Below are 26965 nucleotides of genomic sequence, written 5' to 3'. Positions count from 1 at the left end.
TACTCCGCCCTCTCAACCCCCTCGTACTCGATAACCGATTCCAGTGCCTCCAGCCATTCCCGGGTTTCGACCGGATCCTCGTCTTCGCGCATCAGGGCCCTCCTGCATCGTGTCTATCGTGACGTGCTTCACATGACACTAACATAGTTCATGAAAAAGGGATTGCGCGTAATTGGTCACAGCTCAGTAACGGATATCCCTCACGACGGCGAACAAAATTTGACCTTTCTTAACGAAACATTACACTTTGTATAGACACCTTCTTCCGCGGATCCGGAGCTCCGCCATGAAAACGGGACCCCAAACCCTCGCGGCCGCCCTGCTCAGCACCTTCATGGCCAGCTCCATCCAGGCGGTGGAACTGATGGATGAGTCAGCACTGGGTGGCGTCCATATCAACGCCGGTAATGTCCTCAACGTTGTCGGGCCAACGGCTGCCGGTGGCGAGATGCCCCCCATCCAGCAGACCGCGGGGGAACAGGCCAGCGTCAGCATGGCGCTGGGGCTGATGACCACTGAATCCAATCGCCCCTCCCGCCGGGTGGAGGATGAGCGGAACATTCTGTCGCTGGTATTCCCGGAACCGGAGTTCTCAATCCCACGCCGGCGGTCAATCCCGAGCCCGGCCAGCGACGGCCAAACCCTGATCGTGATCAACCCGCCGGAATACCGGGTCCAGAGTTTCATCGAGACCGTTCAGGGGCGGCCCGTGGTCAATACAGACTTTGATGTGCGGGTTCAGGAGATCCAGTGGCAGGGGGTCCGGTTCCCGAAGCAGGCCATTTCCCGGGATGGGTTCAATCAGACCCTGTACGGGTTGGAGTTCACTGGCTCGGGGCGCATGATGCGCAGCACCGACTGAGCAGGGGCCGCCGGCATCACAGCAGCACCGTGCCCACAAGCCCTGCCCAGACCAGGGCCAGCATGACCGGGAACAGGCGCAGCACCCAGACGGTCGGCGAGACCCGCGCAAAACGGCTGGAAATCATCTGCAGGTGTGCGGGCAGGTTAACCACTGCTTCGCCCCCGTACTCCGCGAGATGGGCCTCCAGCGCAGCAAGCGCCGCCTTGCGGTTCTGGAGATAGAGCGTGCCGAACCACAGCGCTGTGCCGAAGGCAAGCGCCACCAGGATGCCGATCACACCCAGCAGCACAAAGATTGTTTCCGAACCAAGTGCGGTCACGGGCCCGGCCCCATTTTCCAGCGCAAACCCGGCCACCGCTCCCAGGCCCACGTTGACGTAGAGGAGGTGGTGCAGCTTCTGCCAGTTGAGCTGGTCCTCATGGAGGTAGAGGCTCGAGGCGACATAGAATTCGTGGATCAGTATGTCGACCCGGTTGTCTTCCACATTCCGGCGCTGCACCGGCGGTGTCACATCCATCAGGAGGCGCTCCTGCGCCAGATGCCACGCCGGCGACCATCAGGAGCATCCCGCTCGCAGCAGCGGATAAAACCACTCTTTTCGTGGAACCCGATGGAACGGGTGTTTTCAGGCTCAAGCACAATAGCCGCATACTGCGGCAGACCACTGAATTCTTCGCTCACAAAACGGTAGAGTGCGGTGGCGGCACCCCGGACGCTGCTGCCACGCCGGCTGCAGATCTGCTTGACCAGCAGGAAAGGGCCCGGATCGTAGTCATGGATCGACAGGCTCACGGGATCATCCGGGCTGATGCGATCATCGGTGAGCGCCAGTATGAACGCCTCCACCTGCCCCTCATGTTCCAGCACATAGAAAGCGTTGGCGACCTGCGTGAACCGGCGGTACTCCGCGGGGGTAAAATTGGAGACCAGAAACCCATAGTCACGCGCCTCCGCGCTGCTCAGCCCCTGGAGAACCCATTGCTCCGCAAGACTGTGGATGGCGGGCACATCCTGGCCCGTCGCAGGACGGATCTCGGACATGAACAACTACCTCGATAGAATGAGCGCTGATAATAACCAAACCGCACGGGGTCTGCACGTGCTATGAATGGCAAACCACCCAGGCCGTCTCAGTGTGAACTCTGCGGGCGCGCCGTCGCGGACCTGACCCAGCATCACCTGATCCCGCGGCGGCTGCACCGCAGGAAGCGCTTCCGTAAAGGCTTCTCGCGGGAGGAACTGGAGGAGCGCATCTGCTGGGTCTGTCGGCCCTGCCACAACATGATCCACCACGTACGCAGCGAGCAGCAGCTGGGCCTGCACCACAACACACTTGAAACCCTGCTGGCCATCCCCGAGCTGGCGGAGTTCACGCGCTGGCTCAGCAGCAAGCCGCCAGGGTTCGTTCCGAAGAAACGCCACCGGCGCCGCTAGGGGCAGTCCTCATCCATGAAGTCCAGCAGGCGCTGGCGCACGTCCTCCGCCCGGGTACTCTGGATATGCCCGCCCTTCAGGCGCTGGAAGGTCTTGGGTTCGGCAGCAGCCTCATAAAGGGCGCGGCCGTGTTCGAACGGAATGATGCCATCGTCGATGCTGTGCATGATCAGCAGGGGCCTCGGTGCAATACCGGCAACCCGGTCAATGGGGTTAGCCTCATCCGGCATCAGCGGCGCCACCACAAAACTGAATGGCCAAAGCACCCAGCTTTTGTGCATCACATCCCGGGTAATGCTCTGGTAGCTGGTGAACGCGGCCTCCAGTATTACGCAGTCACCCTTGCCAGCGTTCTCCTTGCGGCCCAGCACGCCGGTGGCCAGCGAAGCGCCCAGACTCTGCCCGAACACCACCAGTGGAGGATCCACGCGATCCGCTGCGTACAGCCAGTCCAGCCCCAGCTGGATATCCTTCCGGGCACCGGCCAGATCCGGCTCCCCCTCGGAAAGGCCGTAGCCACGATAGTCAATCAACAGTACCTGGTAACCCTTCTCTGGCAGCCAGGCCACATTCATCAGGTGCGTGCTGATGTTCTGGGCATTGCCGTGCAGGTGGTACACCGTACCGCGCACCTCATCCGTGGCCGAGGGCAGCCACCAGCCGTGGATGCGCTGACCATCCGGATGGATGAGGACAATGTCCTCGTAGTCCAGCCCCTGGCGCGCCGGGTTCTGCACCCAGTCGTTCATGGGATAGAAGAAGAGGCCGCTGCAACCCCCCAGCCCGAGCAGCGTCAGCAGCAGGATCAGTCGAAGTAATAGCGCCATGAGAGATGGAACTCCGTTTCAGCCCGGTCCGGTCCGCCGTCCCGCTCAATACGGGCACGCAGGGCATGGTTGCGGCCCACGGGCACGTTGAGCGTGGCCGAAGGCCGATAGCGGCGATCGTCGTTGTGATAGTACAGACCTTCCGCCTCCAGCCCCAGCTGGAAGCTTTCAGCGTACCAGAGTACCCCGGCCCGGGCGCCGGCGGCCGTGGAGACCAGCACATCATGCGCGCTGTTGTTCTCGGCCCTCGCCATGGCATAGGCGTAGGGGATGACGGGCCCCATCTCCCATGCCAGACCAGGGCCGCCCTGGACATGGCGGGTCAGATGCCGCTTGCTGCCGATGAAGCGGCGATCCAGCCCACCGTTCACGAACCAGGAGACCGGTTTGCGGAACCGGTTGCGCGGCGCAAGGGACTTGATATTGACCACATCCAGCTGCTCCAGGGTCAGGTCATCGCCCTCAGTCCGGCGGATGCGGGCGTTGAAGGCTTCAATCGCCGCCCCGTTGAGATAGCCCTCCGGGTTGTCCAGCCAGTCGTGATAACTGAAGCGCGCCTGGAGCTCCCCGAACCCACGATCACCCAGCATGCCGCCACCGGCGGCCAGCATCTTGGTGCCATGGCCTTTCTCCGGCGACACGGGACGCTGCGGGTCGATATCGGGAACGGTAGGCGTGCGATTCACCACCCGCAGCAGGGCAAGGCCACGCTGGGCTACCTCCTGGCTGCGCTCGCCCTCACGGTTCTGCAGCCGAAGATGGGCATAGGCCGCTCGCGCAACCAGGTTGCGGCTCCTGGGCGCCAGTGCCTGGAAAGCTTCTTCTTCGGCCACGGAGGCGTCCCGCGCAAGCGCCAGTGCCAGATCCTGTTCGCTGGCACTCAGGCGATCAACCAGTGCATCCAGCTCATTGGCCTTGGACGGCCGGTAGTCCACCGACTCAATGAAGCCGGCACGGTCCAGTGAGCGCACGGTATTGGCCGGTACCTCCGCAAAACGGAAGTCATCCATCAGGGTACTGTCAGGCCGCGCCAGATGGATCAGTTCCAGCAAACGGAAGGAGCAGTTCTCGTCCAGAAACAGGTAATCAAACTCAATATCCTCCAGCTCCCAGAGATGGGCGAGCAGCCACTCCCGCTCGCCCTGCGTGAGGTTGAGCTGGTACTCCCACATATCCCGGTTCTCAAGATGGGCGTAATCCCGGATCTTGTTCATGTAGGGGACATTGCTGAAGTAGCCGGGATAACCGCCGAACAGCCCCCGGTAGATGTAGAGAATGGAGTTCTCCTGCCCCTGCACCGTGGCGCCGAAGTTGATGGCACGGGAAAGCCAGACCCCGTCCTCATCGTTGCCACGGTCAATGCGCAGCAGCGTATGGCCGAACATGGAGGACGGGCTGTTCAGGTAGGACGCGGGGAAAATCAGGGCGACCCGCTCCTCGGGCATGGCCTCGCGCCACTCCTGGTAATCACTGCAGTGGCTCAGGGCCCCGTCATCGGGCCAATCCAGCTGTTGGCTCAGGAAACGGTAGCGGGCCGGAAAATCACAGCGCGCCTCGCTTTCCGCCGGGCGGAGCTGTTCAATACTCGCCTCCAGTTCGGCGCGCGCATCGGTGGCACCGGATTCATGCAGGAAGAACTCCGGATCGTCGATGTAGCTGCGCCCCTGGTACCGCCAGGTGGTTCCCTCGTTGATGTGGAGCAGCGCCTTCCAGCGGGGGTGCTCCGCCAGTTCCTCATTTGTGGCCCGCGCCCACAACGGCGCACTGGCCAGCACCAGTATCAGTGCCAGGTTTATTGATTTCATCGGTGGTTTGCCCGGGGGAAGGAACAACCGCCCGGCACAGGGCCGGGCGGTGGTATGGCGTGGCAATCAGCTGAGGCTTGCCAGCTGCTTGTCCTTGTTCATGACGGTCTGGATGTTGCCCATGACTTCTTCAGCGGTCACGTCTTCGCTCGGGAAGATGGTGTTGAAGTTTTCGTGCATGGTCTTCTTGAAGTGGGCGCGCTCTTCAGCCGGGATACCCATGGAGACGGAAAGCGCTGTCAGTGCTTCGCCATCGCCCATTGCCATATCCTGAGCCACTTCTTCCATGACCCCAGCCTGGGCCAGCATGTTTTCGCCGTTGTAGGACAGTGCACCACTGGTGTCACAGCCGTTAGTGCCGGAGGTAATGCCGAAGGTGCGGTTGCCGGAGGTACCATTCACCAGGGTTGCGAGAAGATGCATGGGCATGCCGTTGCTGCCTTCAAACAGCATGTTGCCCCAGCCACAGCCGGAACCGCCAGGTGCACTTGCCTGGGCACCGAAAGAAGTTGCAACGAGCGCTGCTGCTAACAGTGTTTTCCTCATTTTGAATCTCCACTTGGTTGTTCACTTCCTTGATAGCAGACCGACCACGGCGTGGTCCGATCCTCTTGCCCCGATTTGGTCATCTGGGGCTTCAGGAAAGATAAGCCCTATCCGGAGCCATGACAACCAAGTAACCGTGCGCGAAACCTTCTGTTAATCCGCAGACGCGACTCTGCTTCGCCAGTCAGTACATCATCGCAAACAGGCGCCGCCGATACTGCCGCACCAGCTGATTCTCATTGCCCAGCAGATCAAAAAGTTTGATGAGGGTGTTCTTGGCCGCACCGTCCTCGAAATCCTTCTCGGTCTGGACCGATTTCAGCAGAAGCTCCATGGCGGCTTCGTGGTCACCGGCCATGATGCCGTGGGTGGCCAGCTGATTCATCGCGGCCACGTCTGACGGGTCCTCTTTCAGGCGGGCCTGGAGCTCCGCCACGGGTGGAATATCCCGCGCCTGCTCCTCAAACTCAAACCGGGCTTCCAGCTGCTTGGCGCCAGGCTTGAGGCGCTCTTCCCCGGGCAGGCTTTCATAGATGGCACGCGCCTCTTCCACCTGCTCCTGCTCCAGCCTCAAGCGAGCCAGATCGATCAGCACGTCATAATCCTCGGGGTTCTGCTGATTCATCCGGATCAGCACAGCTTCCGCTTCCTCAAGCTGCCCCTCGGACCAGAGGCGCTTTACCTTTTCCTGGTCGCTTTCCGGCGGCGCATCCACATGCTGATCCAGCTTCTCGCGGATTTCGCCTTCCGGCAGCGCCCCATTAAATTCATCCAGCAACTGACCCTGTTTCACGATCTTGACGTTGGGAAGGCTCTGTACCCCCAGATGCCCCGCCAGCTCCTGCTGCTCCTCGGCATTGACTTTCGCCAGGACAAAGGCACCCCGGTACTCCTCGGCCAGTTTTTCCAGGATGGGTGTGAGCTGTTTGCAGGGCTGGCACCACTCGGCCCAGACATCAATCACCACCGTCGTGTTCATGGACGCTTCCAGCACCTTCTGCTGGAAGTTCTCGAGTGTGGCATCAAAAATGAACTCGGAATTACTCATAATGGTGGATCCTGTATTGGCGGTGGTCCGTACTGTCGCCCTAGATGGGGATCCGCAGCGGGTTGTTCAACCCGATCCCGCCCCTTGATTTGCGGAATTCAGACATCATGTCTGCGGGAACAATGGTGTTTGGTGACTGGAAGGGGGACCATGACGGACAGCGACGCAATCGAATACATCGGCAGGGATGACAACGGCCAGGGTGGCAGTGGCAGCGGCCTTGCCCTGCCCTATCAGGTGCTCCCGAAGCGGCTCTACATCATGCCACTCTCCGGGCGCCCGTTTCTGCCGGCCCAGGTGCAGCCCGTGGTGCTGAACCAGGACCCCTGGGACGAAACCCTTCAGAGGCTGGACAACACCAGCCACATGACGGTGGGGCTGTGCTTTGTCGAGAACGAAGCCGACGAGAGCGGGAGTGATGAAGACCTGCCCGCACCGGAGCAGCTGGCCACCATGGGCTGCGCGGTACGCGTTCATCACGTCCACCGCGAGGACGGCAAGATCCAGTTCATCGCCCAGGGCATCCGCCGCTTCCGCATTGACCACTGGCTGCGCCGGGAGCCCCCGTACCTGGCCGAAGTCAGCTACCCCGAGGAGCCGGCCGAGGACCACGAGCAGGTCAAGGCCTATACCCTGGCCATCATCAGCTCCATCAAGGAACTGCTTCGCACCAACCCCCTCTACGGCGAGGAGGTGAAGCACTACCTGTCGCGCTTCGGACCTGACGACAGCTCCCCGCTTGCGGACTTCGGCGCTGCCATCACCAGCGCCCGGGGCTCGGAGTTGCAGGACATACTGAATACCGTGCCGCTGCTCAACCGCCTGGAAAAGGTGCTCCTTCTGCTGCGCAAGGAACACGAAGTGGCCCAGATGCAGGCGGAGATCACCGAGGAGGTGAACGAGCGCGTGCAGAAACACCAGCGCGAGTTCTTTCTGCGCGAGCAGCTCAAGATCATCCAGCGCGAACTCGGCATTGCCAAGGACGACAAGACCGCCGACGTGGACATGTTCCGCGAGCGCATGGCGGAGAAGTCGCTTCCGGAAAACGTACAGGAACGCTTCGAGGACGAGATCGAAAAGTTCCAGGTGCTGGAGCAGGGGTCCCCGGAATACGGTACCACCCGCAACTACCTGGACTGGCTGACCCAGATGCCCTGGGGCCAGCATTCCCAGGACAAGCTGGACCTGAAGGAGGCGCGACGGGTCCTCAACCGCGACCACGACGGGCTGGACGACATCAAGGACCGCATCCTGGAGTTCCTGGCCGAGGGCACCTTCAAGGGCGAGATCTCCGGCTCCATCCTGCTGCTGGTGGGTCCCCCGGGGGTTGGCAAAACGTCCATCGGCAAGTCCGTGGCCAGTGCCCTGGGCCGCGAGTTCTACCGTTTTTCGCTGGGGGGCATGCGCGACGAGGCCGAGATAAAGGGCCACCGGCGCACCTACATCGGGGCGATGCCCGGCAAGTTCGTCCAGGCGCTCAAGGAAGTGGGCACCAACAACCCTGTGATCATGCTCGACGAGATCGACAAGATCGGCAACTCCTTCATGGGCGACCCGGCCTCCGCGCTGCTGGAAAGCCTGGACCCGGAACAGAACGGCGAATTCCTGGACCATTACCTCGACCTGAGGATTGATCTCTCCAAGGTACTGTTCATCTGTACCGCCAACCAGCTGGACACCATTCCCCAGGCGTTGCTGGACCGCATGGACACCATCCGGCTCTCCGGCTACATCACCGATGAGAAGGTGGACATCGCCAAGCACCACCTGCTGCCCAAGCTGCTCAAGCGGGCCGGCCTGAAGAAGAAGCAGCTGGACATCACCGACGGCGCCATACGCCAGGTGGTCGAGGGCTATGCGCGCGAGGCCGGCGTGCGGAACCTGGAGAAGCAGCTGCACAAGATCGTGCGCAAGGGCATTGTCCGCATGGTTGAGTCCGAAGAAGCGGAGCGGAGCCCGATCCGGGTGGGTGTGAAGGACCTGCCCGATTACCTGGGCCAACCCTGGTTCCGCAAGGAGAAGGCACTTCGCGGCGTGGGTGTGGTGACCGGCCTGGCCTGGACCGCCATGGGCGGTGCCACCATGGGCGTTGAGGCCTCACGCATTCACAGCCAGGATCGCGGTTTCACGCTCACGGGGCAGCTTGGGGATGTGATGAAGGAGTCCGCCTCCATCGCCCACAGTTTCGTCTCTTCCCACCTGAAACAGTACAAGGGCGATCCGGAGTTCTTTGATCGCTCCTACATACACCTGCACGTACCGGAAGGGGCCACACCCAAGGACGGGCCCAGCGCCGGCGTGACCATGGCCACAGCACTCCTGTCGCTGGCACGCAACGAGGCGCCCCACAGGACACTGGCGATGACGGGGGAGCTGACACTGACCGGCCAGGTGCTGGCCGTGGGTGGCATCCGCGAGAAAGTGATCGCCGCCCGGCGCCAGAAGATCAACACCCTGATCCTGCCGGAAGCCAACCGGGGCGATTACGAGGAGCTTCCGGATTATCTGAAGGAAGGCATGGAGGTGCATTTCGCCAAGGAGTACACCGATGTTTACCGGGTGTGCTTTGAGGATTCGCCACGCAGGAGGGCGCACTGATATCAAACCGGATCGCGAGCAGGGCTCGCTCCTACAGAGGGGGCGTCTCTGGCGTAGGAGTGAGCCCCGCTCGCGATACCCTCCCCGCGAGTAAGGACAAACCGCTATAGCGCACTGAGCTGTAGGAACTAAACTATGAATTATCGGTTGCGGCGCATCCGATCCTCAGAATTCCTGTCATCTGAGTAGAGCCCATTGGCCACCCACGCGGTGGCCTTTTTTATGCGCGACTGATACGCACACAGAAAAAAGGGTGGCCGGAGCCACCCTTTTTTCGGATATCAGAGCCGGCGCCCGAAGGCGCCCTGGTCGCTGATGACTACTCGCCGGGCAGACGGAAGTCCACCGGCTCTTCATCGCCCGTGACCTCCTTCATGCTCAGCTTGACCCGGCCACGCTGGTCCACGTCCAGCACCTTGACCAGCACTTCCTGGCCCTCGGTGAGCTCCTCGCGGACACTCTCAATGCGCCGGTCGGCGATCTGGCTTATGTGCACCAGGCCATCCTTACCGGGCAGCAGATTGACGAAGGCTCCGAAGTCCACGATGCGCTCCACCCGACCACGGTAGACTCGATCCACCTCAACGTCGGCGGTAAGCTCCATGATACGGAACGTGGCTTTCTCGACCTGCTCGGAGTTCTCCGCGTAGATCTTGACCGTGCCATCGTCCTCGATATCGATGGAGGCACCGGTTTCCTCGCACAGCGAGCGAATGGTGGCGCCACCCTTGCCGATCACATCGCGGATCTTCTCGGAGTCGATGTGCATGGTGTGCATCTTGGGCGCGTTCTGGGCAACGTCCGACCGCGACTCGGAAATGACCTTGGCCATCTCGCCAAGGATATGCTGACGGGCCTCATAGGCACGCTGCAGGGCGATCTCCATGATCTCCTCGGTGATCCCGGCGATCTTGATGTCCATCTGCAGGGCGGTAACCGCTTCCGGTGTACCCGCCACCTTGAAGTCCATGTCGCCGAGATGGTCCTCGTCGCCCAGAATGTCGGTCAGGACGGCGAAATCCTCACCCTCTTTCACCAGACCCATGGCAATACCGCCCACCGGCGATTTAACCGGCACGCCGGCATCCATCAGCGCCAGACTGCTGCCGCAGACGGAGGCCATGGAGCTGGAGCCATTGGACTCGGTGATCTCGGAGACACAGCGGATGGTGTAGGGGAAATCATCATGCTTGGGCATGATCGCCTGAACACCACGACGCGCCAGCCGGCCATGGCCGATCTCGCGGCGCCCCGGGGGACCCATGCGACCGGTCTCGCCCACGGAGTAGGACGGGAAGTTGTAATGGAACAGGAAGGGATCGCGGCTCTCGCCCTTGAGGGAATCCACAATCTTGGCATCCCGGGCGGTGCCCAGAGTCGTAGTCACGATCGCCTGGGTTTCGCCACGGGTGAACAACGCCGAACCGTGGGCATTGGGCAGCAGCCCGACCTCCACATCGATGGGACGCACCGTGTTGTTGTCACGTCCGTCGATACGCGGCTCGTTACGCAGGATGCGCCCACGCACGATTTCCTTCTCGACCTTGCCAAAGTATTCCTTCACGTCATTCTCGGTGGGTTCGCCACCTTCTTCGTCAGACGCCAGTGCTTCGAGCACACGGTTTTTCAGCTCGCCCAGTGTCTCCTGGCGCTCAAGCTTGTCCTTGACCTGGTAGGCGGCCTCAATCTCGCTGCCGAACTGCTCCTTGATGCGGTTCTTCAGCTCGGTCTTCTCGGGCTCGGCTTCCCAGTTCCAGGAAGTCGGCTTCACCTCCTCAACGAACTCATTGATGCCCTGGATCGCAGTCTGCATCTCGTTGTGGGCGAAGAGCACCGCGCCCAGCATCTGGTCCTCGGTCAGGCGATCCGCTTCGGATTCGACCATCAGCACGGCGTCCTTGGTGCCGGCCACGACCATGTTGAGCCGGCTTTCCTCCAGCTTCTCATAGGTCGGATTCAGGAAGTAGCCATCCTCATCCGTGAAGCCAACGCGCGCGCCGCCGATCGGCCCCTCAAAGGGCAGCCCGGAAATGGACAGCGCCGCCGACGCCCCGATCATGGCCGGAATGTCCGGGTCCACGTTCTTGTTCGAGGACATGACGGTGCAGATGACCTGGGTCTCGTGCTTGAAGCCATCCTTGAACAGCGGCCGGATGGGCCGGTCGATCAGGCGCGAGGTCAGGGTTTCCTTTTCCGAGAGAGGCCCTTCCCGCTTGAGGAAGCCCCCCGGAATCTTGCCCACGGCGTAGGTCTTTTCCACGTAGTGGACCGCCAGCGGGAAGAACGGCATCGGGCTCGGTTCCTTGTCCGCCATGACGGTAACCAGAACGGAGGTGTCGTCCATGGTGACCAGGACGGCGCTGGTGGCCTGCCGTGCGATACGGCCGGTCTCGAGGGTAACGGTGGACCCTGCGAATTCGAAGGTTTTCTTGACTGGATTCACAGTTGCTCCTTTCCAGACGTGCGTTGTTCAGAACCAAAACGGCCAGACCCGAAGGTCTGGCCGAGGATGTTTTGACCGTTAGCGCCTGAGCTCAAGGCTGCGGATTATCTCAACGTAGCGATCCGCATTCTTGCGCTTGAGGTAGTCCAGCAGCTTGCGGCGCTGGTTGACCATCCGGATCAGCCCGCGGCGCGAGTGGTGATCCTGCTTGTTGTCCTTGAAGTGATCCTGCAGCTTCACGATGTTGTGCGTCAGAAGCGCGATCTGGACTTCGGGAGAACCGGTGTCTCCCTCGGCGCGCTGGTAATCGTTGACGATCTTCTGCTTTTCTTCGTTGGTCAGTGCCATGCTCTGATTTCTCCTGAATATGCTTTGAATGGGAACGGAGCGGACCGCGCATATCTACAGCCCGACCGTATGCTTACGACGCCCCGGTACGCATCAGCCTCCGGGGCCTTATGGCCTCCCCTGCCCCTTCTGCAAGGCCGAGGAAGCGTCCATCCTGATCGTACAGTCGACAGAGGCCATCAACCGCCGATTCAGAGGGCGATATGGTAACAGCCTGACCATTGGAAATCGATATGGCCCGGGGCCCATCCAGTACCGTCGCCGGCAGGTCCGAAAGCAGCACATCCGATGGCTGAAGCCACTCACGGGCCGCAGCGCGCCCCATGTTCTCCAGGTCATCCAGCGTCAGGGCCTGTGCCAGCTCAAAGGGCCCGGCCTGCTCCCGGCGCAGCTCGGCCACATGGGCGCCACAGCCCAGCGCCTCGCCGATATCATCCACCAGGGTCCGGATGTAGGTTCCTTTGCTGCAACGCACGCGCAGCTCCAGTTCATCACCTTCAAGCCGCAGCACCGTCAGCTCATCAATACGGATGGGACGTGCCTCGCGTGGCACGGTCCGCCCCTCCCGCGCGTACTCGTAGAGTGGCCTGCCCTGGTACTTGAGCGCGGAGTACATGGAGGGCACCTGCTCGATCGCCCCCCGGAAAGGCGCCAGAACGGACTCCACGGCTTCTGTATCCAGGGCTGACGGCAGCGCCCTCTCCTGGACGGTCTCGCCATCGGCATCACTGGTATTTGTGCGCTGGCCGAGTCGGGCCACGGTACGGTAGGTCTTGTCCGCTTCCAGCAGGCGCTGGGCGAACTTGGTCGCCTCCCCGAAGCAGAGCGGCAGAACGCCCGTTGCAAGCGGGTCCAGGGCACCGGTGTGCCCGGCCCGGGCGGCATTGAGAAGACGGCGGACCTGCTGGAGCGCGGCATTGGAAGTCATCCCCGCGGGCTTGTCGAGCACCAGTACGCCGTTGATGTCGTCCCCGCGGCGCCTGCGGCTCAAGCCTCGCCTCCGTCCTCCGGGTCATCCCCGTCGTTCCGGCGCTCGTCACTGGCCACCGCCTTGCGGATCAATGATTCCATATGGCGGCTCTGGCCGGCCAACCGGTCAAACCGGAAACGCAGCTGGGGCACCACACGCAGACGCATGGATTTACCCAGATGCCCACGCAGGAAGCCGGAGGCCCGCTGAAGCACTTCCAGGCTGGTTTGGACCTCTTCGCTGTTCTCGTCCAGTTCCTCGGCGCTCAGCAGCGTGATGTAGATGTCCGCGTAACCGAAGTCCCGGGTCACCCGCACTTCACTGATGTTGATCATCCCCAGGCGGGGGTCCTTGACCTCCCGCTGGATCAGCTGCGCCAGCTCCCGCTGGATCTGGTCGGCAACCCGATCGGCACGACTGAATTCACGCGGCATGAGTACTCCCGATCAGTTGAGCTTGCGCTCAACCTGGATCCGTTCGAAGACCTCGATCTGGTCACCGACCTTCACGTCGTAGCCCTTCACGCCGATACCACACTCCATGCCATTGCGCACTTCGTTGACGTCGTCCTTGAAGCGGCGCAGGGACTGGAGCTCACCCTCGAAGATCACCACGTTGTCACGCAGCACACGGATGGGCTTGTTCCGGTAGACGTGGCCCTCGGTGACCATGCAGCCGGCCACCTGGCCGAAGCGCGGGGACCGGAAGGTGTCGCGCACTTCCGCGATACCCAGGATCTCCTCGCGGAACTCGGGCTTGAGCATGCCCGTCAGCGCTGCCTTGACGTCATCAATCAGGTTGTAGATGACGCTGTAGTAGCGCATGTCCACGTCTTCCTGCTCCGCCTGCTTCTTGGCGGCCGGAGTGGCACGGACGTTGAAGCCGAAGACCACAGAGCTGCTGGTGATGGCCAGGTTGATGTCGGACTCGGTGATACCGCCAACGCCGCTGGAGACCACCTGGACTTCCACCTCCTCGTTGCCCAGATCCTGCAGGGCACCGGTGAGGGCTTCCAGGGAGCCCTGAACGTCGGCCTTGACGATGACATTGAGGGTCTTGACCTCTTCCTTGCCCATATTCTCGAACAGGTTCTCGAGCTTGGCGGCCTGCTGGCGGTGGAGGCGCTGCTCGCGCTCCTTCTCCTGCCGGAACTCGGCCAGTTCCTTGGCCTTCTTCTCGTCCGCCACGCGCACGAATTCGTCACCGGCGTTGGGCGTACCGTTGAGCCCCAGCACCTCAACCGGGATCGAGGGGCCAGCCGTTTCGACCTGCTTGCCGGTCTCATCAACCATGGCGCGGATGCGGCCATAGTACATGCCGGCAACAATGACATCGCCCTTGTGCATGGTTCCGTTCTGGACCAGCAGGGTTGCCACGGAACCGCGACCTTTCTCCATGCTGGACTCAACCACCGTGCCCTTGGCCGGCCCATTGGGAACGGCCGTGAGCTCCTGCAGTTCAGCCTGCAGCAGGATCGCTTCCAGCAGGTTGTCGATACCGTCACCGGTCTCGGCGGAGACGTGCACGAACTGGGTCTCGCCGCCCCATTCCTCGGGGACGACTTCCATACCGACCAGTTCGTTCTTGACGCGGTCCGGATCAGCCTGGGGCTTGTCCATCTTATTCACGGCAATCACCAGGGGCACACCGGCAGCGCGGGCGTGCTGAACCGCTTCCTTGGTCTGCGGCATGACGCCGTCGTCAGCCGCCACCACCAGGATGACGATGTCCGTGGACTGGGCACCGCGGGCACGCATTTCCGAGAACGCGGCGTGGCCGGGCGTATCCAGGAAAGTGATCATGCCGTGACCGGTTTCCACGTGGTAGGCGCCGATGTGCTGTGTGATACCCCCGGACTCGCCACTGGCCACCTTGGTCTTGCGGATGTAGTCGAGCAGTGAGGTCTTGCCGTGGTCAACGTGCCCCATGACACTGATGACCGGCGCACGCGCCTCGGCTTCACCCTCGTATTCGATATCGCTGAGGACTTCCTCTTCGATCTCGTCTTCGCGGACCGACTTGGCCTTGTGACCCATCTCTTCGACCACAAGAATCGCTGTTTCCTGATCCAGGGCCTGGTTGATGGTGGCCATGACGCCCATGCCCATCAGGGTCTTGATGACCTCGCCTGCCTTGACGGCCATGCGCTGGGCGAGCTCAGCGACCGTGATGGTTTCCGGAATTTCCACTTCATGCACCTTGGGCTTGGTCGGCTTTTCAAAAACATGGCGCTTTTCACGCTGCTGTTTCTTGCGGCGGGAGGAGCGCAGCGGCTTACGCGGCTCTTCCGCGGCAGCAGTGGCCTCTTCGGGCTCCGCTTCAGCCTCCGGTGCGTCCAGCTCAGCCAGTTCTTCCTCAACACGCGGTTTCTTGGGCCCTTTCTGAGCCGCCTTACCGCCCTTGTTCTTGTGCTTGTCTTCGTCGTCTTCGCGTTCCGGCTTGCCTTTCTTCTTCCTGGCGTGCTTACGCGTATCCTCTTTCACCGGCTCAGGAGCGGGCGCCGCTTCCTCGGCAGCAGGCTCTTCCGCCGCCGGTTCGCTCTCGGCGGCTTCGGAAGTCTCCGCTTCGGGCTCGGCAGGCTGTGTGGCTTCAGCCGCTTCGGCGGCGGCCTGCTCGGCAGGCGCTTCCTCAGCCTGCGGGGCCTCCTGAGCCTGCGCTTCAGCCGCCGCTTCTTCCGCCTGCTGTTCCGCCTCGTTCTCTGGCTGCCCCTGGGCTTCCGAGCGCTTCACGTAGGTGCGTTTCTTGCGCACTTCCACGTTCACGGTTTTGCCGCTACCGCCGCGGCTGCCGCCACCGGTCCTGAGCTGGGTCGTGGTCCGGCGCTTGAGCGTCACCTTGCTCGGCCCGCTGTCTCCGCCAGTCCCCTGGCGCAGATAGGCAAGCAGGGTCTGCTTTTCCTCGTCCGTAACCACATCGTCTTCCGCCCGCTTGCTCAGGCCGGCTTCCTCGAACTGACGGAGCAAGCGATCAACGGGAGCGCCTACGTCTTCGGCCAATTGCTTGACTGTTACTTCGGCCATACTGGTCCTCCTCTCCCGATTATTCCTGGCCCTCGAACCAGGGTGCGCGCGCGGTCATGATGAGCTGACCCGCGCGATCTTCATCCATACCCTCGATGTCGAGTAGCTCATCCACGGACTGCTCCGCCAGGTCCTCCATACTGCAGATGCCCTTGCCGGCGAGCGTCCGGGCCAGTTCGGGATCCATACCATCCATCCCGATCAGGTCCTCCTGGGGTTCGCCGCCTTCCTGGCTCTCGGTTCCCGATGCGAGCGCCTCGTTCAGCATGCCGTCACGGGCACGTTCACGCAGCTGCTCGACCAGATCCTCATCAAAGCCCTCAATGGCCAGCATCTCGTCACGCGGCACATAGGCAATCTCTTCAAGCGTGGTGAAGCCTTCCTCCACCAGCACCTGAGCGAGTTCCTCGTCCGCATCCAGGAAGCGCTGAAAGTGTTCAACCAGCTTCTGCGCTTCCTGTTCCTGTTTCTCTTCGGCCTCGCTCTCGGTCATGACATTGAGCTCCCAGCCGGTGAGCTCACTCGCGAGACGTACGTTCTGGCCGCCACGCCCGATAGCCTGGGCCAGATTATCCTCGGCGACCGCCACTTCCATGGAGTGGGTGTCCTCATCGATCACGATCGAGACCACCTCGGCGGGCGCCATGGCATTGATGACCAGCTGGGCGGGGTTGTCATCAAAGGTGACGATATCCACGCGTTCACCGCCAAGCTCATTGGAGACCGCCTGGACGCGGGCGCCACGCATGCCAACGCAGGCGCCAACCGGATCGATGCGCCCATCGTTCGTCTTGACGGCGATCTTGGCGCGGGAGCCCGGATCACGTGCCGCGCCCTTGATGTTGATCAGCTCCTCGGCGATCTCGGGCACCTCGATGCGGAACAGCTCAATGAGCATCTGCGGGCTTGTCCGGCTCAGGATCAGCTGAGGGCCGCGATGATCAGTACGGATCTCCTTGAGCAGCGCGCGCACCCGGTCGCCCATGCGGAAGGTCTCGCGCGGAATCAGCTGGTCACGCGGCAGCAGAGCTTCAGCGTTGCTGCCCAGGTCCACAATGACATTGTCCCGCGTCACCTTCTTGACCGAGCCGGAAATCAGCTCGCCCACCCGATCACGGTAGCTGTCGACGACCCGTGCCCGCTCGGCCTCACGCACCTTCTGGAAGATGATCTGCTTGGCGGCCTGGGCTCCGATGCGCCCGAAGGAGACCGACTCCACCTGCTCCTCGTAGACATCGCCGGGCTGCAGGGCCGTATCGATTTCGTTCGCTTCCTGGAGCGTCAGTTCCGTGCCCAGGGCCGGAACCGCGTCGTTGTCCACGATGGTCCAGCGGCGGTAGGTCTCATACTCACCGGTCTTGCGGTCAACACTGACGCGCAGATCCGCTTCCTCGTCCTCATACCGCTTCTTGGCCGCTGTTGCCAGCGCCATCTCGATCGCTTCGAAGATCACGTCCTTGTCGACGTCCTTCTCGTTCGAGACGGCTTCGACCACCATCAGGATTTCTTTATTCATTAAACAGCCCTGCCTTTCCTGTAAGCCTGATACTGCAAATCACTCGAATACCGGAACGATGCGCGCGCTCTCGATGGACTCGAACGGGAGCTGGAGCTCGTACTCACCCACCACCAGACAGATATCCTCGCCCTCGACCGCGCGCAGGATGCCTTCGTACTTGCGCCGCCCTTCAAAGGGCGCGCTCAGACGCACGCTCAATCTGGAACCAATGAAGTCATGGTACTGGTCCAGCCGGAACAGCGGCCGGTCCATGCCCGGAGAGGAAACCTCGAGGGTATAGTGGGTTCCGATCGGATCCTCGACATCCAGAACGCCGCTGACCTGGCGACTGACCTGCTCGCAGTCATCCACGGTGACCCCATCGGAATGATCGATGTAGACCCTTACCGTGCTGTGCTTGCCCTGGGCCAGGTATTCAATGCCCCAGAACACGAAGCCCAGCCCCTCGACCACCGGGGCCAGCATTTCCTCAAGCTTGCGAACCTTCGCGGACAATGCGCCTCCGCTGTCATGCAACCACTGGCCCGCCCGTTTGGCGAAGTCCAGAAACAAAAAAAGGGCTCTAGCCAGCCCCTTTTCAAAACGTGGCCTCCGGTCTGCGGAGCCACCGAACGAAAAGCCAGCCGCCTCTGCGGCGGCCTGGCATCCCTGAAGGATGCCGCGGGCTGGTGATGCCACCCCGCGCACTGCTTCGACGCCTGCCGAAACAATGCCTTACCAGCGCAAAACGCACGCTGCACAGGGGCTGGAGTATAAGCACCACCCCCTGACTGGTCAAGGACTGACCAAAAAAACGGCTTGGTTGAGGAAAGCAGTGCCACCCCTTCCAAGCCGTTCCCTGTATGGTGCCGAAGGCCGGACTTGAACCGGCACGGCTTGCGCCACTAACCCCTCAAGCTAGCGTGTCTACCATTTCCACCACTTCGGCATGTCATTTCCGGAGCGTATACTAACGGACAGCCCCGGCATTTCCAATACCCACAAGGGGTTTATTCGATGGAGGGGACCCCTTCGTCCTCACTCTCACCACTTTCCGAGCCCCCGCTTCCTGACCCAGTGCCGCTGGCACCGCTGTCAGAGGCAATATCCGGAGCCTGACTGCCGCCTTCCTGGCTGCCCTGCTGCCCGGAGGCTGAAGAGGACTCTTCGACCGTCGGAACGCCTTCCTGGACGCCAACCTCGGCCCGCTGCTTCGCGTACATCGCCAGCGCGAAGCTGGTCACGAAGAACAGCGCGGCCAGCACCGCCGTGAGCTTGACCATGAAACCCACGCCCCCGGAGCTGCCAAACACCGTCTGGGAGGATCCACCCCCGAAAGCCGCACCGGCGTCAGCACCCTTGCCCTGCTGCACCAGAACCAGCACTACCAGGGCCACGGCAACGGCCACATGCACCAGCAGAATGCCTGTTTCAACCCAATCCATAACTCCGTCTCTCAACCGGCCCGACAGATGGCGGCAAAATCGGTCGCATTCAGGGATGCGCCTCCGATAAGACCGCCATCAATGTCGGGCTGTGCAAACAGTTCGCCAGCCGTCTCAGGCTTGACGCTGCCACCATAGATGACCGGCGCTTCGGTGGCCGCAGGGTCCAGTTCTCCCAGCACCCCGCGGATATGCGCGTGTACCGCCTGCGCCTGCTCCGCGGTCGCGCTTTTCCCGGTCCCGATGGCCCAGACCGGCTCATAGGCGACACAGACATGGCGCCAGTCCGCTTCCGGAACGTCCGCCAGTGCCTCACGAACCTGGCGGGACACCACGGCCTCGGTGTCTCCGGCTTCACGCTCGGCTTCCGTCTCGCCCACACAGAGAATGGGATCGAGACCCGCGCTCAGCGCCTGAAGCACCTTGGCATTGATGCGACTGTCGGACTCAGACCAGTACTGGCGGCGCTCCGAGTGCCCTATGATGGCAAAGCTGCCATGCTGGTCCGCTGCCATCGAAGCAGCAATTTCACCCGTGTAGGCACCGGCTTCCCAGGCGGAAACATCCTGGACGCCCACCATGACCCTGCGACCGCTGTTGTCATTCAACGACTCACGCAACGCCGGGAGCAGGATAGCCGGGGGCATCACCGCCACTTCAACGGCCGGATCCAATCCTTCCAGGGCAGGCACCAGCTCTGCCGCGTATTCCGCCGCAAAAGCGCCCGTCCCGTTGAGTTTCCAGTTTGCTGCTATCAGCCGACGTCGCATACAAGAAGCCGTTTTTCAGGGACGCGGCACTATACCCAAGATGCCACCACGGCGCAAGGCAGCTCAGGGCGCCTCCCGCTGCACGACATCTGCCAGCTCGCGGGCCACACGTCCGATATGATCCGCATCCTCACCTTCGGCCATAACCCTTATCACTGGCTCCGTGCCTGAGGCCCGCAGCAGAATCCGGCCGCGTTCGCCCAGCTCGGACTCGGCGGCGCGCACCGCCGACTGGATGTCCTCATAGTTGTCAGGGTTGAAGCGCTGACCAACCCGCACATTGACCGTCTCCTGGGGCAGGCGGGTGACATCGGACAGCAGCTCCGCCAGCCCGCATTCGCGCTGATGCATGGCAACCAGCACCTGAAGGGCTGACACAATGCCGTCGCCGGTAGTGGTGCGGTCGCGACAGACGATGTGCCCGGACCCCTCACCACCGATCTGCCACCGGCGATTCACCAGCTCTTCCATCACATAGCGGTCACCAACCTTCGCCCGTGCGAACGGGATACCACGCCGACCCAGGGCCAGCTCAACGCCCAGGTTGGTCATCAGGGTTCCCACGACACCACCATCAAGACCGCCGGCATCATGGCGTTCACGGGCAATGATGTAGAGCAGTTCGTCACCGTCCACCTCACGGCCGGTTTGGTCGACCATGATCACCCGGTCACCATCACCATCGAAGGCGATACCGAGATCCGCACCAGTCTCCAGCACGCGCTGACGCATGGCTTCCGGCGCCGTGGAACCGCAGCCGTCATTGATGTTGAGACCATCCGGCTCCGCTCCCATGGCGGTCACCCGGGCACCCAGCTCCCGGAACACCGCCGGTGCCACGTGATAGGTGGCGCCATGGGCGCAGTCGACCACCAGATGCAGCCCTTCAAGGCTGAACTGGCCCGGGACGGTGCTCTTGCAGAACTCGATATAGCGGCCGGGCGCGTCATCGATGCGGGCCGCCTTGCCCAGGTCCCCAGCGGGAACCACTGCCAGCTCCGAGTCAATCCACTGCTCAATACGCGTTTCAAGCGCGTCATCGAGCTTGGTGCCGTCCGCCGAGAAGAACTTGATGCCATTATCGTGGTGGGGGTTATGGGACGCGCTGATGACGATACCCGCCGCTGCCCGGAAGGTGCGCGTCAGATAGGCAATGGCGGGGGTAGGCATCGGACCCAGCAGACGTACGTCCATACCGGCGGCGGAAAGGCCCGCCTCCAGCGCTGATTCGAACATATAGCCGGACAGGCGGGTATCCTTGCCGATCAACATCGTGTTGGCCTGCCCCTCCCTGCGAAAGGCGCGACCAGCCGCCCAGCCCAGTTTGAGGATAAAGTCCGGGGAAATTGGGTGAGTTCCCACTTCCCCGCGAATACCGTCCGTTCCGAAATACCTGCGCTCGCCCATTGTCATTATCCCTTTCCCGCTCTATGCCCGGAGGCTGCCCTGTTCGCGCGCAGCACGCACCATGCGCGCGGCATCCACCGTTTCTTTCACATCGTGCACACGCACGATCGCGGCACCTTTCATCATCGCCATGGCCGCGGCCGCGACGCTGCCCGCCATGCGCTCCTCAACGGGACGGCCGGTAACGCCACCGATCATGCTCTTGCGTGACATCCCCACCAGCACCGGCCAACCACGGGTGACAATGGCCTCCAGGTTCTCCAGCAGAACCAGGTTGTGCTCCAGGGTCTTACCAAAGCCAAAGCCCGGATCGTAGAGCAGCCGGTCACCGGGAATGCCCGCATCCTGGAGCTGGGCGGCACGGCGCTCCAGATACCCCAGGACTTCCTCCAGAACATTACTGTACTCGGGCCGATCCTGCATGGTCTCAGGCTCCCCCTGGCGATGCATGATGCAGACGGCCAGGCCGGTGTCACGCGCCGCCGCCACAGCGCCTTCCCGCTCCAGAGAACGTACATCGTTGATCATGCTGATACCCAGGCGCGCCCCTTCACGCATCACTTCGGGAGCGCTGGTATCCAGGGAGATGGGGACATCCAGCTCACGACGGATCGCCTCGATGACCGGGCAGACGCGATCCAGCTCCTCCTGAAGGGAAACCGGTGTTGCTCCGGGGCGAGTGGACTCGCCGCCAATGTCCACCCAGTCCACACCTGCCTCAACCATGGCCCGTGCCTGGGATAGCGCATTGCCTGGATCGATGAAACGGCCGCCATCCGAGAACGAATCCGGAGTGGCGTTGATTACCCCCATGACGGCAGGTGACGGTGTCTTCTCAGACAGTATGGTCATGAATACTCCCCACAACGAAAAACGCTCCCGGGACTGACCCGGGAGCGCTCAGACCACGGAGGGTCGGGCGTTCAGTGTTCACCAGCCGGATGACCGGCCCCCTCACCGTCCGACGCCCTGGAGCCGGAGTCGGAATTGATATCCGCCACAACGGTGTCACCGCCGTGATCGTCATCATCATCCCAACTGCTCGGCGGCCGCGGCACCTTGCCCGCCATGATGTCATCAATCTGACCGGCATCGATGGTTTCATACTTCATCAGCGCATCCGCCATCAGATGCAGCTTCTCCATGTTGTCCACAAGGATCCGCTTGGCGGTTTCATAGCACTCATCGATGATCCGGCGCACCTCTTCATCAATGGCCTGGGCCGTGGGCCCGGAAACACCCTTGCCGCCGGAGCCGGAATCGTACCCTGCAAAGGGCTCATCACGGTCTTCGTCGTACATCAGCGGACCGAGCTTATCGGACAGCCCCCACTTGGTGACCATGTTCCGGGAAAGCTCCGTGGCACGCTTGATGTCGTTCTGGGCCCCGGTGGTTACGCCATCCTTGCCCAGTGTCAGTTCCTCAGCAATACGGCCACCGAAGAGACTGCAGATCTGGCTGATGATGTAACGCCGGCTGTGACTGTACTTGTCCTCTTCCGGCAGGAACATGGTCACGCCCAGTGCGCGACCACGCGGAATGATACTGACCTTGTAGACCGGGTCGTGCTCGGGCATCAGGCGACCAACGATCGCGTGGCCGGACTCGTGGTTCGCGGTGTTGAGCTTTTCCTTCTCGGACATGACCATGGACTTGCGCTCTGAGCCCATCATGATCTTGTCCTTGGCAAGCTCCAGTTCATCCATGGAAACCAGGCGCTTATTGCGGCGCGCGGCGAACAGGGCCGCCTCATTGACCAGGTTCTCCAGATCGGCACCGGAGAACCCGGGCGTACCGCGCGCGATGTCCCTGGGCTGGACACCATCCGCCAGCGGCACCTTGGACAGATGGACCTTGAGCACGTGTTCCCGACCCCGGATATCCGGCAGCGGAACCACCACCTGGCGGTCAAAACGCCCCGGGCGCAGCAGCGCCGGGTCCAGCACGTCCGGGCGGTTGGTGGCGGCGATCACAATCACGCCCTCGTTGCCCTCGAAGCCGTCCATTTCGACCAGCATCTGGTTGAGCGTCTGCTCGCGCTCATCGTGGCCACCGCCCATACCGGCACCACGATGGCGGCCGACGGCATCGAGCTCATCAATGAAGATAATGCAGGGGCTCTGCTTCTTCGCCTGCTCGAACATGTCGCGAACACGCGAGGCGCCCACGCCCACGAACATCTCAACGAAATCTGACCCCGAGATGGTAAAGAACGGTACTTTGGCCTCGCCTGCTATGGCCTTGGCCAGCAGGGTCTTACCGGTACCGGGTGGGCCAACCATGAGCACGCCCTTGGGAATATGCCCGCCGAGACGCTGGAACTTGCTGGGATCCTTGAGGAAGTCCACCAGCTCCTTCACGTCCTCCTTGGCCTCATCAACGCCAGCAACGTCATCGAAGGTGGTCTTGATCTGCTCCTCACTCATCAGCCGGGCCTTGCTCTTGCCGAAGGACATGGGGCCCTTGCTGCCACCGGCACCACCCTGCATCTGGCGCATGAAAAAGATGAAGATCGCAATGATGATCAGGATCGGGAAGGACGCAACCAGCAACTGGGTCCAGATGCTCTGCCCCGAGGACTCCTTGCCGGTGACCTCCACATTGTTATTGTAGAGATCATCCATCAGGTTCGGATCTTCAACAGCCGGCCGGATGGTAGTGAAGTTCTCCCCGTTCTGCCGTGCGCCCGTAATGGTCTGGCCTTCAATGGTCACTTCCTCGACCTGGCCACTGCGCACCATCTCGATGAACTGGGAATAGTTGAGCTGTTGCTGCTGTGGTTCCGGGCTGAAGTTCTGGAATACCATCAGCAGGACGGCTGCAATAACCAGCCACAGAACCAGATTTTTCGCCATGTCGTTCAAGATCACTCACCCATACTGTCTGCCCGTTCTGAACTCGAACGGTCCTGTTTCGAACTTTACACCAATGCGCCCGTCAGCGGCCATAGCCGGCCCTCACCGCCTACAGCCCTTAACGTCCCCGGAACCCCGTACACACCTGATACTGCTCACGCGACCGGCCCCTGGAGGCATCCGGCTTGCGGCTGGCCACCCGCTGGAAGTCCCTTTTCATGGTACGAAGCAGGTCATCAAATCCCTCCCCCTGGAACACCTTGGTCACAAACGCACCACCAGGACGCAGAACCTCATGCGCCATTTCCAGCCCCAGCTCCACCAGGTGCATGGCACTGGGGATATCAATGGCTGCCACACCACTCATATTGGGCGCCATATCGGAAATGACAAGGTCCACCGGACGACCATCGAGCGTCGCCAACAGCTCCTCCAGAACCGCCTGCTCGGTGAAATCACCCTGAACAAAGGTGACTTCCGGAATCGGATCCATCGCCAGGATGTCGCTGGCAAGCACGGTACCACTCTCCCCGACCCGCTCAGCAGCCACCTGGGACCAGCCTCCGGGGGCAGCACCCAGATCGACCACGGTCTGCCCGCGCCGGAACAATCCGTCCTTCCGGTCGATCTCGATCAGCTTGTAACTGGCGCGCGAACGATACCCCTCCTCCCGTGACCGATTCACGTAGGGATCCTGGTGGTGCTCGCGCAGCCAGCGGTCACTGCTCTTGGAACGTCCCAATCCTGCCTCCGAACCGATTCAACCGGCCTCTGCCGGCTGGTATCATGTCTCCACTTAATTCCATACGATCACAGAGACGCCATCATGCCACTATCCGCCGCACAACGCCGCCAGTACCGGGCTCTTGCCCATGACCTAAAACCGGTCGTACAGGTCGGCGACAACGGCATTTCCGAAGGGCTGCAGCAGGAACTGGAGCGGGCCCTGGACGACCACGAACTGATCAAGGTGAAGATCGCCTCCACGGACCGCGAGGAACGGCGTGAACTGATCGACGAGGCCTGCGAAAGCACAGGCGCGGAACTGGTGCAGGTGATCGGCAAGGTGGCCGTGCTGCTGCGCCGCGCGGCCGAACCCAATCCGAAGCTCTCCAACCTGCGCCAGCACTAGATGTGCATCACCTCGTCAATCTCGTATTCCACGGTGCCGGACGGCACCTGGACCGAGACCTCCTCGCCTTCCTCCTTGCCGATCAGCGCTCTTGCGATCGGAGAGGAGATGGAGATCCGGCCTTCCTTGATGTCCGCCTCGTCGTCACCCACGATCTGGTAGGTCACTTCTTCCTCGGTATCCATGTTGATCAGGCGCACCGTGGTACCGAATATCACCTTGCCCGTTTTCTCGATGGTGGTGACATCGATCACCTGGGCCGCACCCAGTTTGCCCTCGAGCTCCTGGATCCGGCCTTCAACGAAGCTCTGCTGCTCCCGCGCCGCATGGTATTCAGCGTTCTCTTTCAGATCGCCATGTTCGCGCGCCTCCGAGATCGCCTGGATGACCTTGGGCCGGTCCTCGGATTTGAGCCGGTAAAGTTCGTCACGCAGGGCCTGCTCGCCCTGTTTTGTCATGGGAACACGGTTGTTGCTCATTACTGATACCCCGCGTGCAGATCCTGGAGGCGACGCACCTGGCGCTCAGAGCCGAATCGGATGGCGCGGCAGAATGCCTCGCCGCCAGTCAGTGTGGTGGCGTAGGTGACCTTGCGCTGAAGGGCGGACTGGCGGATCTGGGCGGAATCCGCAATCGCCTTGCGCCCTTCGGTGGTGTTCACGATCAGATCAACCTGGCCGTTCTTGATGGCGTCCACAATGTGCGGGCGGCCCTCGCGTACTTTGTTCACTTTCTCGACCTCAAGCCCCGCTTCAGAGAGCACCTTGGCGGTGCCGCCGGTGGCGATCAGGCGGAAGCCCACATCGGCCAGATCCCGGGCCAGGCGCACGACGTCCGGCTTGTCGGCATCACGCACACTGATGAAGGCGGTGCCCGAGGTGGGCAGCGTCTCGCCCGCACCCAGAGCGGCCTTGGCAAAGGCTTCGTCGAAGCTGTCACCGATGCCCATGACCTCGCCGGTGGATTTCATTTCCGGCCCCAGGATCGGATCCACGGAGGGGAACTTCGGGAACGGAAAGACCGATTCCTTCACCGAGTAGTACTGGGGCACGGATTCGGTGGTGATCCCCTGTTCCTCGAGGCTGATACCGACCATGCAGCGCGCGGCGATGCGCGCCAGCGAACGGCCCACGGCCTTGGACACGAAGGGCACCGTCCGCGACGCCCTTGGGTTCACCTCGATGACGTAGATCTCGCCGTCCTGCCAGGCCAGCTGCACGTTCATCAGACCGACCACGTTCAGCTCCAGCGCCATGCGCTTGACCATGTCGCGCATCTGGTCCTGGACATCCACGGGCAGCGTATAGGGCGGCAGTGAGCAGGCTGAATCACCGGAATGCACGCCGGCCTGCTCGATGTGTTGCATGATACCGCCGATCACGGCGGTCTTGCCGTCACACACGGCGTCGATGTCGATCTCGATGGCGGAGTTCAGGAAGTGATCCAGCAGGACCGGGCTGTCATTGGAGACCAGCACGGCGCTGCGCATGTACTCCTTGAGCTCCTCCTCGGTGTAGACGATCTCCATGGCCCGGCCGCCCAGCACGTAGGAGGGGCGGACCACCAGCGGGTAGCCGATATCCCGGGCCACCAGGATGCCTTCCTCGAGGCTGCGCACCGTGGCGTTGGCCGGCTGCTTGAGCCCCAGGCGGTTGATCATCTGCTGGAAGCGCTCGCGGTCCTCGGCCCGGTCGATGGCATCCGGGCTGGTACCAATGATGGGCACGCCCGCCGCTTCCAGGCCGCGCGCCAGCTTGAGCGGCGTCTGCCCACCGAACTGGATGATGACACCGTCCGGATTCTCCGACTGGACGATCTCAAGCACATCCTCAAGGGTGATCGGCTCAAAGTACAGACGGTCCGAGGTGTCGTAGTCCGTGGAGACGGTCTCCGGGTTACAGTTGATCATGACCGTCTCGTAGCCGTCATCACGCATGGCCAGCACCGCGTGCAC

General features: G+C 62.0%; 25 protein-coding genes and 1 tRNA gene. 4 read left to right on the top strand and 22 right to left on the bottom strand.

From position 1 onward, the window contains the following. The first annotated feature begins 286 nt into the window (after positions 1 to 286). The gene (locus QZ501_RS09160) at positions 287 to 862 is read left to right on the top strand and encodes a hypothetical protein (RefSeq protein WP_151440015.1); all 576 of its coding nucleotides are present in this window, start codon (positions 287 to 289) and stop codon (positions 860 to 862) included. 16 nt (positions 863 to 878) lie between these two features. On the opposite strand, the gene QZ501_RS09155 is transcribed toward QZ501_RS09160, so the two are convergent. Together QZ501_RS09155 and QZ501_RS09150 are read right to left on the bottom strand one after the other, a co-directional pair. Continuing rightward, positions 879 to 1382 (bottom strand): hypothetical protein, encoded by a 504-nt coding sequence (locus tag QZ501_RS09155; protein ID WP_160899083.1) that lies wholly within the window; start codon positions 1380 to 1382, stop codon positions 879 to 881. After that, on the bottom strand, positions 1382 to 1906 hold the full coding sequence (locus tag QZ501_RS09150) for a GNAT family N-acetyltransferase (protein ID WP_295718919.1): 525 nt from the start codon (positions 1904 to 1906) through the stop codon (positions 1382 to 1384). The genes QZ501_RS09155 and QZ501_RS09150 overlap by 1 nt, the downstream gene beginning before the upstream one ends. A gap of 63 nt (positions 1907 to 1969) precedes the next feature. On the opposite strand from QZ501_RS09150, the gene QZ501_RS09145 reads away from it, so the two are divergent. After that, complete coding sequence (locus QZ501_RS09145) at positions 1970 to 2299, top strand: hypothetical protein (protein WP_151440012.1); 330 nt, start codon at positions 1970 to 1972, stop codon at positions 2297 to 2299. On the opposite strand, the gene QZ501_RS09140 is transcribed toward QZ501_RS09145, so the two are convergent. The 4 genes from QZ501_RS09140 to QZ501_RS09125 form a co-directional block, all read right to left on the bottom strand. Further along, complete coding sequence (locus QZ501_RS09140; protein ID WP_151440011.1) at positions 2296 to 3126, bottom strand: alpha/beta hydrolase; 831 nt, start codon at positions 3124 to 3126, stop codon at positions 2296 to 2298. The two genes, QZ501_RS09145 and QZ501_RS09140, sit on opposite strands and share 4 nt — an antisense overlap. Beyond that, positions 3105 to 4931 carry a DUF4105 domain-containing protein gene (locus QZ501_RS09135; protein ID WP_160899082.1) on the bottom strand — a complete coding sequence of 609 codons (1827 nt, stop codon included), beginning with the start codon at positions 4929 to 4931 and terminating at the stop codon, positions 3105 to 3107. The genes QZ501_RS09140 and QZ501_RS09135 overlap by 22 nt, the downstream gene beginning before the upstream one ends. Before the next feature lie 66 nt (positions 4932 to 4997). Then, entirely contained in the window at positions 4998 to 5477 is a 480-nt protein-coding gene (locus tag QZ501_RS09130) for a DUF3015 domain-containing protein (protein WP_151440009.1), read from the bottom strand. 184 nt (positions 5478 to 5661) lie between these two features. Further along, entirely contained in the window at positions 5662 to 6525 is an 864-nt protein-coding gene (locus QZ501_RS09125) for a co-chaperone YbbN (protein WP_151440008.1), read from the bottom strand. A gap of 150 nt (positions 6526 to 6675) precedes the next feature. Between QZ501_RS09125 and lon the strand changes: the two genes are divergently transcribed. Next, positions 6676 to 9123: an endopeptidase La gene (gene lon / locus QZ501_RS09120; protein WP_160899081.1), complete on the top strand. Its 2448-nt coding sequence runs from the start codon at positions 6676 to 6678 to the stop codon at positions 9121 to 9123. Positions 9124 to 9442: 319 nt separating this feature from the next. On the opposite strand, the gene pnp is transcribed toward lon, so the two are convergent. The 14 genes from pnp to rlmE all read right to left on the bottom strand — a co-directional run bounded on the left by pnp (position 9443) and on the right by rlmE (position 24621). Next, positions 9443 to 11566 (bottom strand): polyribonucleotide nucleotidyltransferase, encoded by a 2124-nt coding sequence (gene pnp, locus QZ501_RS09115; protein WP_151440006.1) that lies wholly within the window; start codon positions 11564 to 11566, stop codon positions 9443 to 9445. 78 nt (positions 11567 to 11644) lie between these two features. Beyond that, positions 11645 to 11914, bottom strand: coding sequence for a 30S ribosomal protein S15 (gene rpsO / locus QZ501_RS09110; RefSeq protein ID WP_151440005.1), 270 nt, complete (start codon positions 11912 to 11914; stop codon positions 11645 to 11647). Between the two features lie 73 nt (positions 11915 to 11987). Next, entirely contained in the window at positions 11988 to 12905 is a 918-nt protein-coding gene (gene truB / locus QZ501_RS09105) for a tRNA pseudouridine(55) synthase TruB (RefSeq protein ID WP_295718914.1), read from the bottom strand. Next, positions 12902 to 13318, bottom strand: coding sequence for a 30S ribosome-binding factor RbfA (gene rbfA, locus QZ501_RS09100; protein WP_295718912.1), 417 nt, complete (start codon positions 13316 to 13318; stop codon positions 12902 to 12904). The genes truB and rbfA overlap by 4 nt, the downstream gene beginning before the upstream one ends. A 12-nt stretch (positions 13319 to 13330) precedes the next feature. Then, the gene (gene infB, locus QZ501_RS09095) at positions 13331 to 15904 is read right to left on the bottom strand and encodes a translation initiation factor IF-2 (RefSeq protein ID WP_295718910.1); all 2574 of its coding nucleotides are present in this window, start codon (positions 15902 to 15904) and stop codon (positions 13331 to 13333) included. A gap of 19 nt (positions 15905 to 15923) precedes the next feature. Next, a complete protein-coding gene (gene nusA / locus QZ501_RS09090; RefSeq protein ID WP_151440001.1) occupies positions 15924 to 17420 on the bottom strand; it encodes a transcription termination factor NusA in 1497 nt (498 codons plus the stop codon). A 39-nt stretch (positions 17421 to 17459) separates the two neighbouring features. Further along, positions 17460 to 17918: a ribosome maturation factor RimP gene (gene rimP, locus QZ501_RS09085; RefSeq protein WP_151440000.1), complete on the bottom strand. Its 459-nt coding sequence runs from the start codon at positions 17916 to 17918 to the stop codon at positions 17460 to 17462. A 348-nt stretch (positions 17919 to 18266) separates the two neighbouring features. Continuing rightward, positions 18267 to 18351, bottom strand: a tRNA-Leu gene (locus QZ501_RS09080). A gap of 61 nt (positions 18352 to 18412) precedes the next feature. Then, a complete protein-coding gene (secG, locus tag QZ501_RS09075; RefSeq protein WP_151439999.1) occupies positions 18413 to 18847 on the bottom strand; it encodes a preprotein translocase subunit SecG in 435 nt (144 codons plus the stop codon). 11 nt (positions 18848 to 18858) lie between these two features. Then, on the bottom strand, positions 18859 to 19617 hold the full coding sequence (gene tpiA, locus QZ501_RS09070) for a triose-phosphate isomerase (protein WP_151439998.1): 759 nt from the start codon (positions 19615 to 19617) through the stop codon (positions 18859 to 18861). A 63-nt stretch (positions 19618 to 19680) separates the two neighbouring features. Beyond that, positions 19681 to 21030: a phosphoglucosamine mutase gene (glmM, locus tag QZ501_RS09065; RefSeq protein ID WP_295718906.1), complete on the bottom strand. Its 1350-nt coding sequence runs from the start codon at positions 21028 to 21030 to the stop codon at positions 19681 to 19683. A gap of 15 nt (positions 21031 to 21045) precedes the next feature. Then, positions 21046 to 21876 (bottom strand): dihydropteroate synthase, encoded by an 831-nt coding sequence (folP, locus tag QZ501_RS09060; protein ID WP_295718904.1) that lies wholly within the window; start codon positions 21874 to 21876, stop codon positions 21046 to 21048. Positions 21877 to 21947: 71 nt separating this feature from the next. After that, positions 21948 to 23879, bottom strand: coding sequence for an ATP-dependent zinc metalloprotease FtsH (ftsH, locus tag QZ501_RS09055; protein ID WP_151439995.1), 1932 nt, complete (start codon positions 23877 to 23879; stop codon positions 21948 to 21950). A 118-nt stretch (positions 23880 to 23997) separates the two neighbouring features. Beyond that, positions 23998 to 24621 carry a 23S rRNA (uridine(2552)-2'-O)-methyltransferase RlmE gene (gene rlmE / locus QZ501_RS09050; protein ID WP_151439994.1) on the bottom strand — a complete coding sequence of 208 codons (624 nt, stop codon included), beginning with the start codon at positions 24619 to 24621 and terminating at the stop codon, positions 23998 to 24000. An 84-nt stretch (positions 24622 to 24705) separates the two neighbouring features. Here rlmE and yhbY point away from each other — a divergent pair, with 84 nt between their 5' ends. After that, on the top strand, positions 24706 to 25011 hold the full coding sequence (gene yhbY / locus QZ501_RS09045) for a ribosome assembly RNA-binding protein YhbY (RefSeq protein WP_151439993.1): 306 nt from the start codon (positions 24706 to 24708) through the stop codon (positions 25009 to 25011). On the opposite strand, the gene greA is transcribed toward yhbY, so the two are convergent. Both greA and carB read right to left on the bottom strand, forming a co-directional pair. Continuing rightward, positions 25008 to 25490, bottom strand: coding sequence for a transcription elongation factor GreA (greA, locus tag QZ501_RS09040; RefSeq protein WP_151439992.1), 483 nt, complete (start codon positions 25488 to 25490; stop codon positions 25008 to 25010). The two genes, yhbY and greA, sit on opposite strands and share 4 nt — an antisense overlap. Beyond that, a partial coding sequence (gene carB / locus QZ501_RS09035; RefSeq protein ID WP_295718901.1) for a carbamoyl-phosphate synthase large subunit occupies positions 25490 to 26965 on the bottom strand: 1476 nt, incomplete at its 5' end. The genes carB and greA, both read right to left, overlap by 1 nt.

The organism is uncultured Halovibrio sp., from assembly GCF_913056445.1.
GTDB classification, from domain to species: Bacteria; Pseudomonadota; Gammaproteobacteria; order Pseudomonadales; family Oleiphilaceae; genus Halospina; species Halospina utahensis_B.
This window is presented reverse-complemented; position numbering and strand designations above follow the sequence as displayed.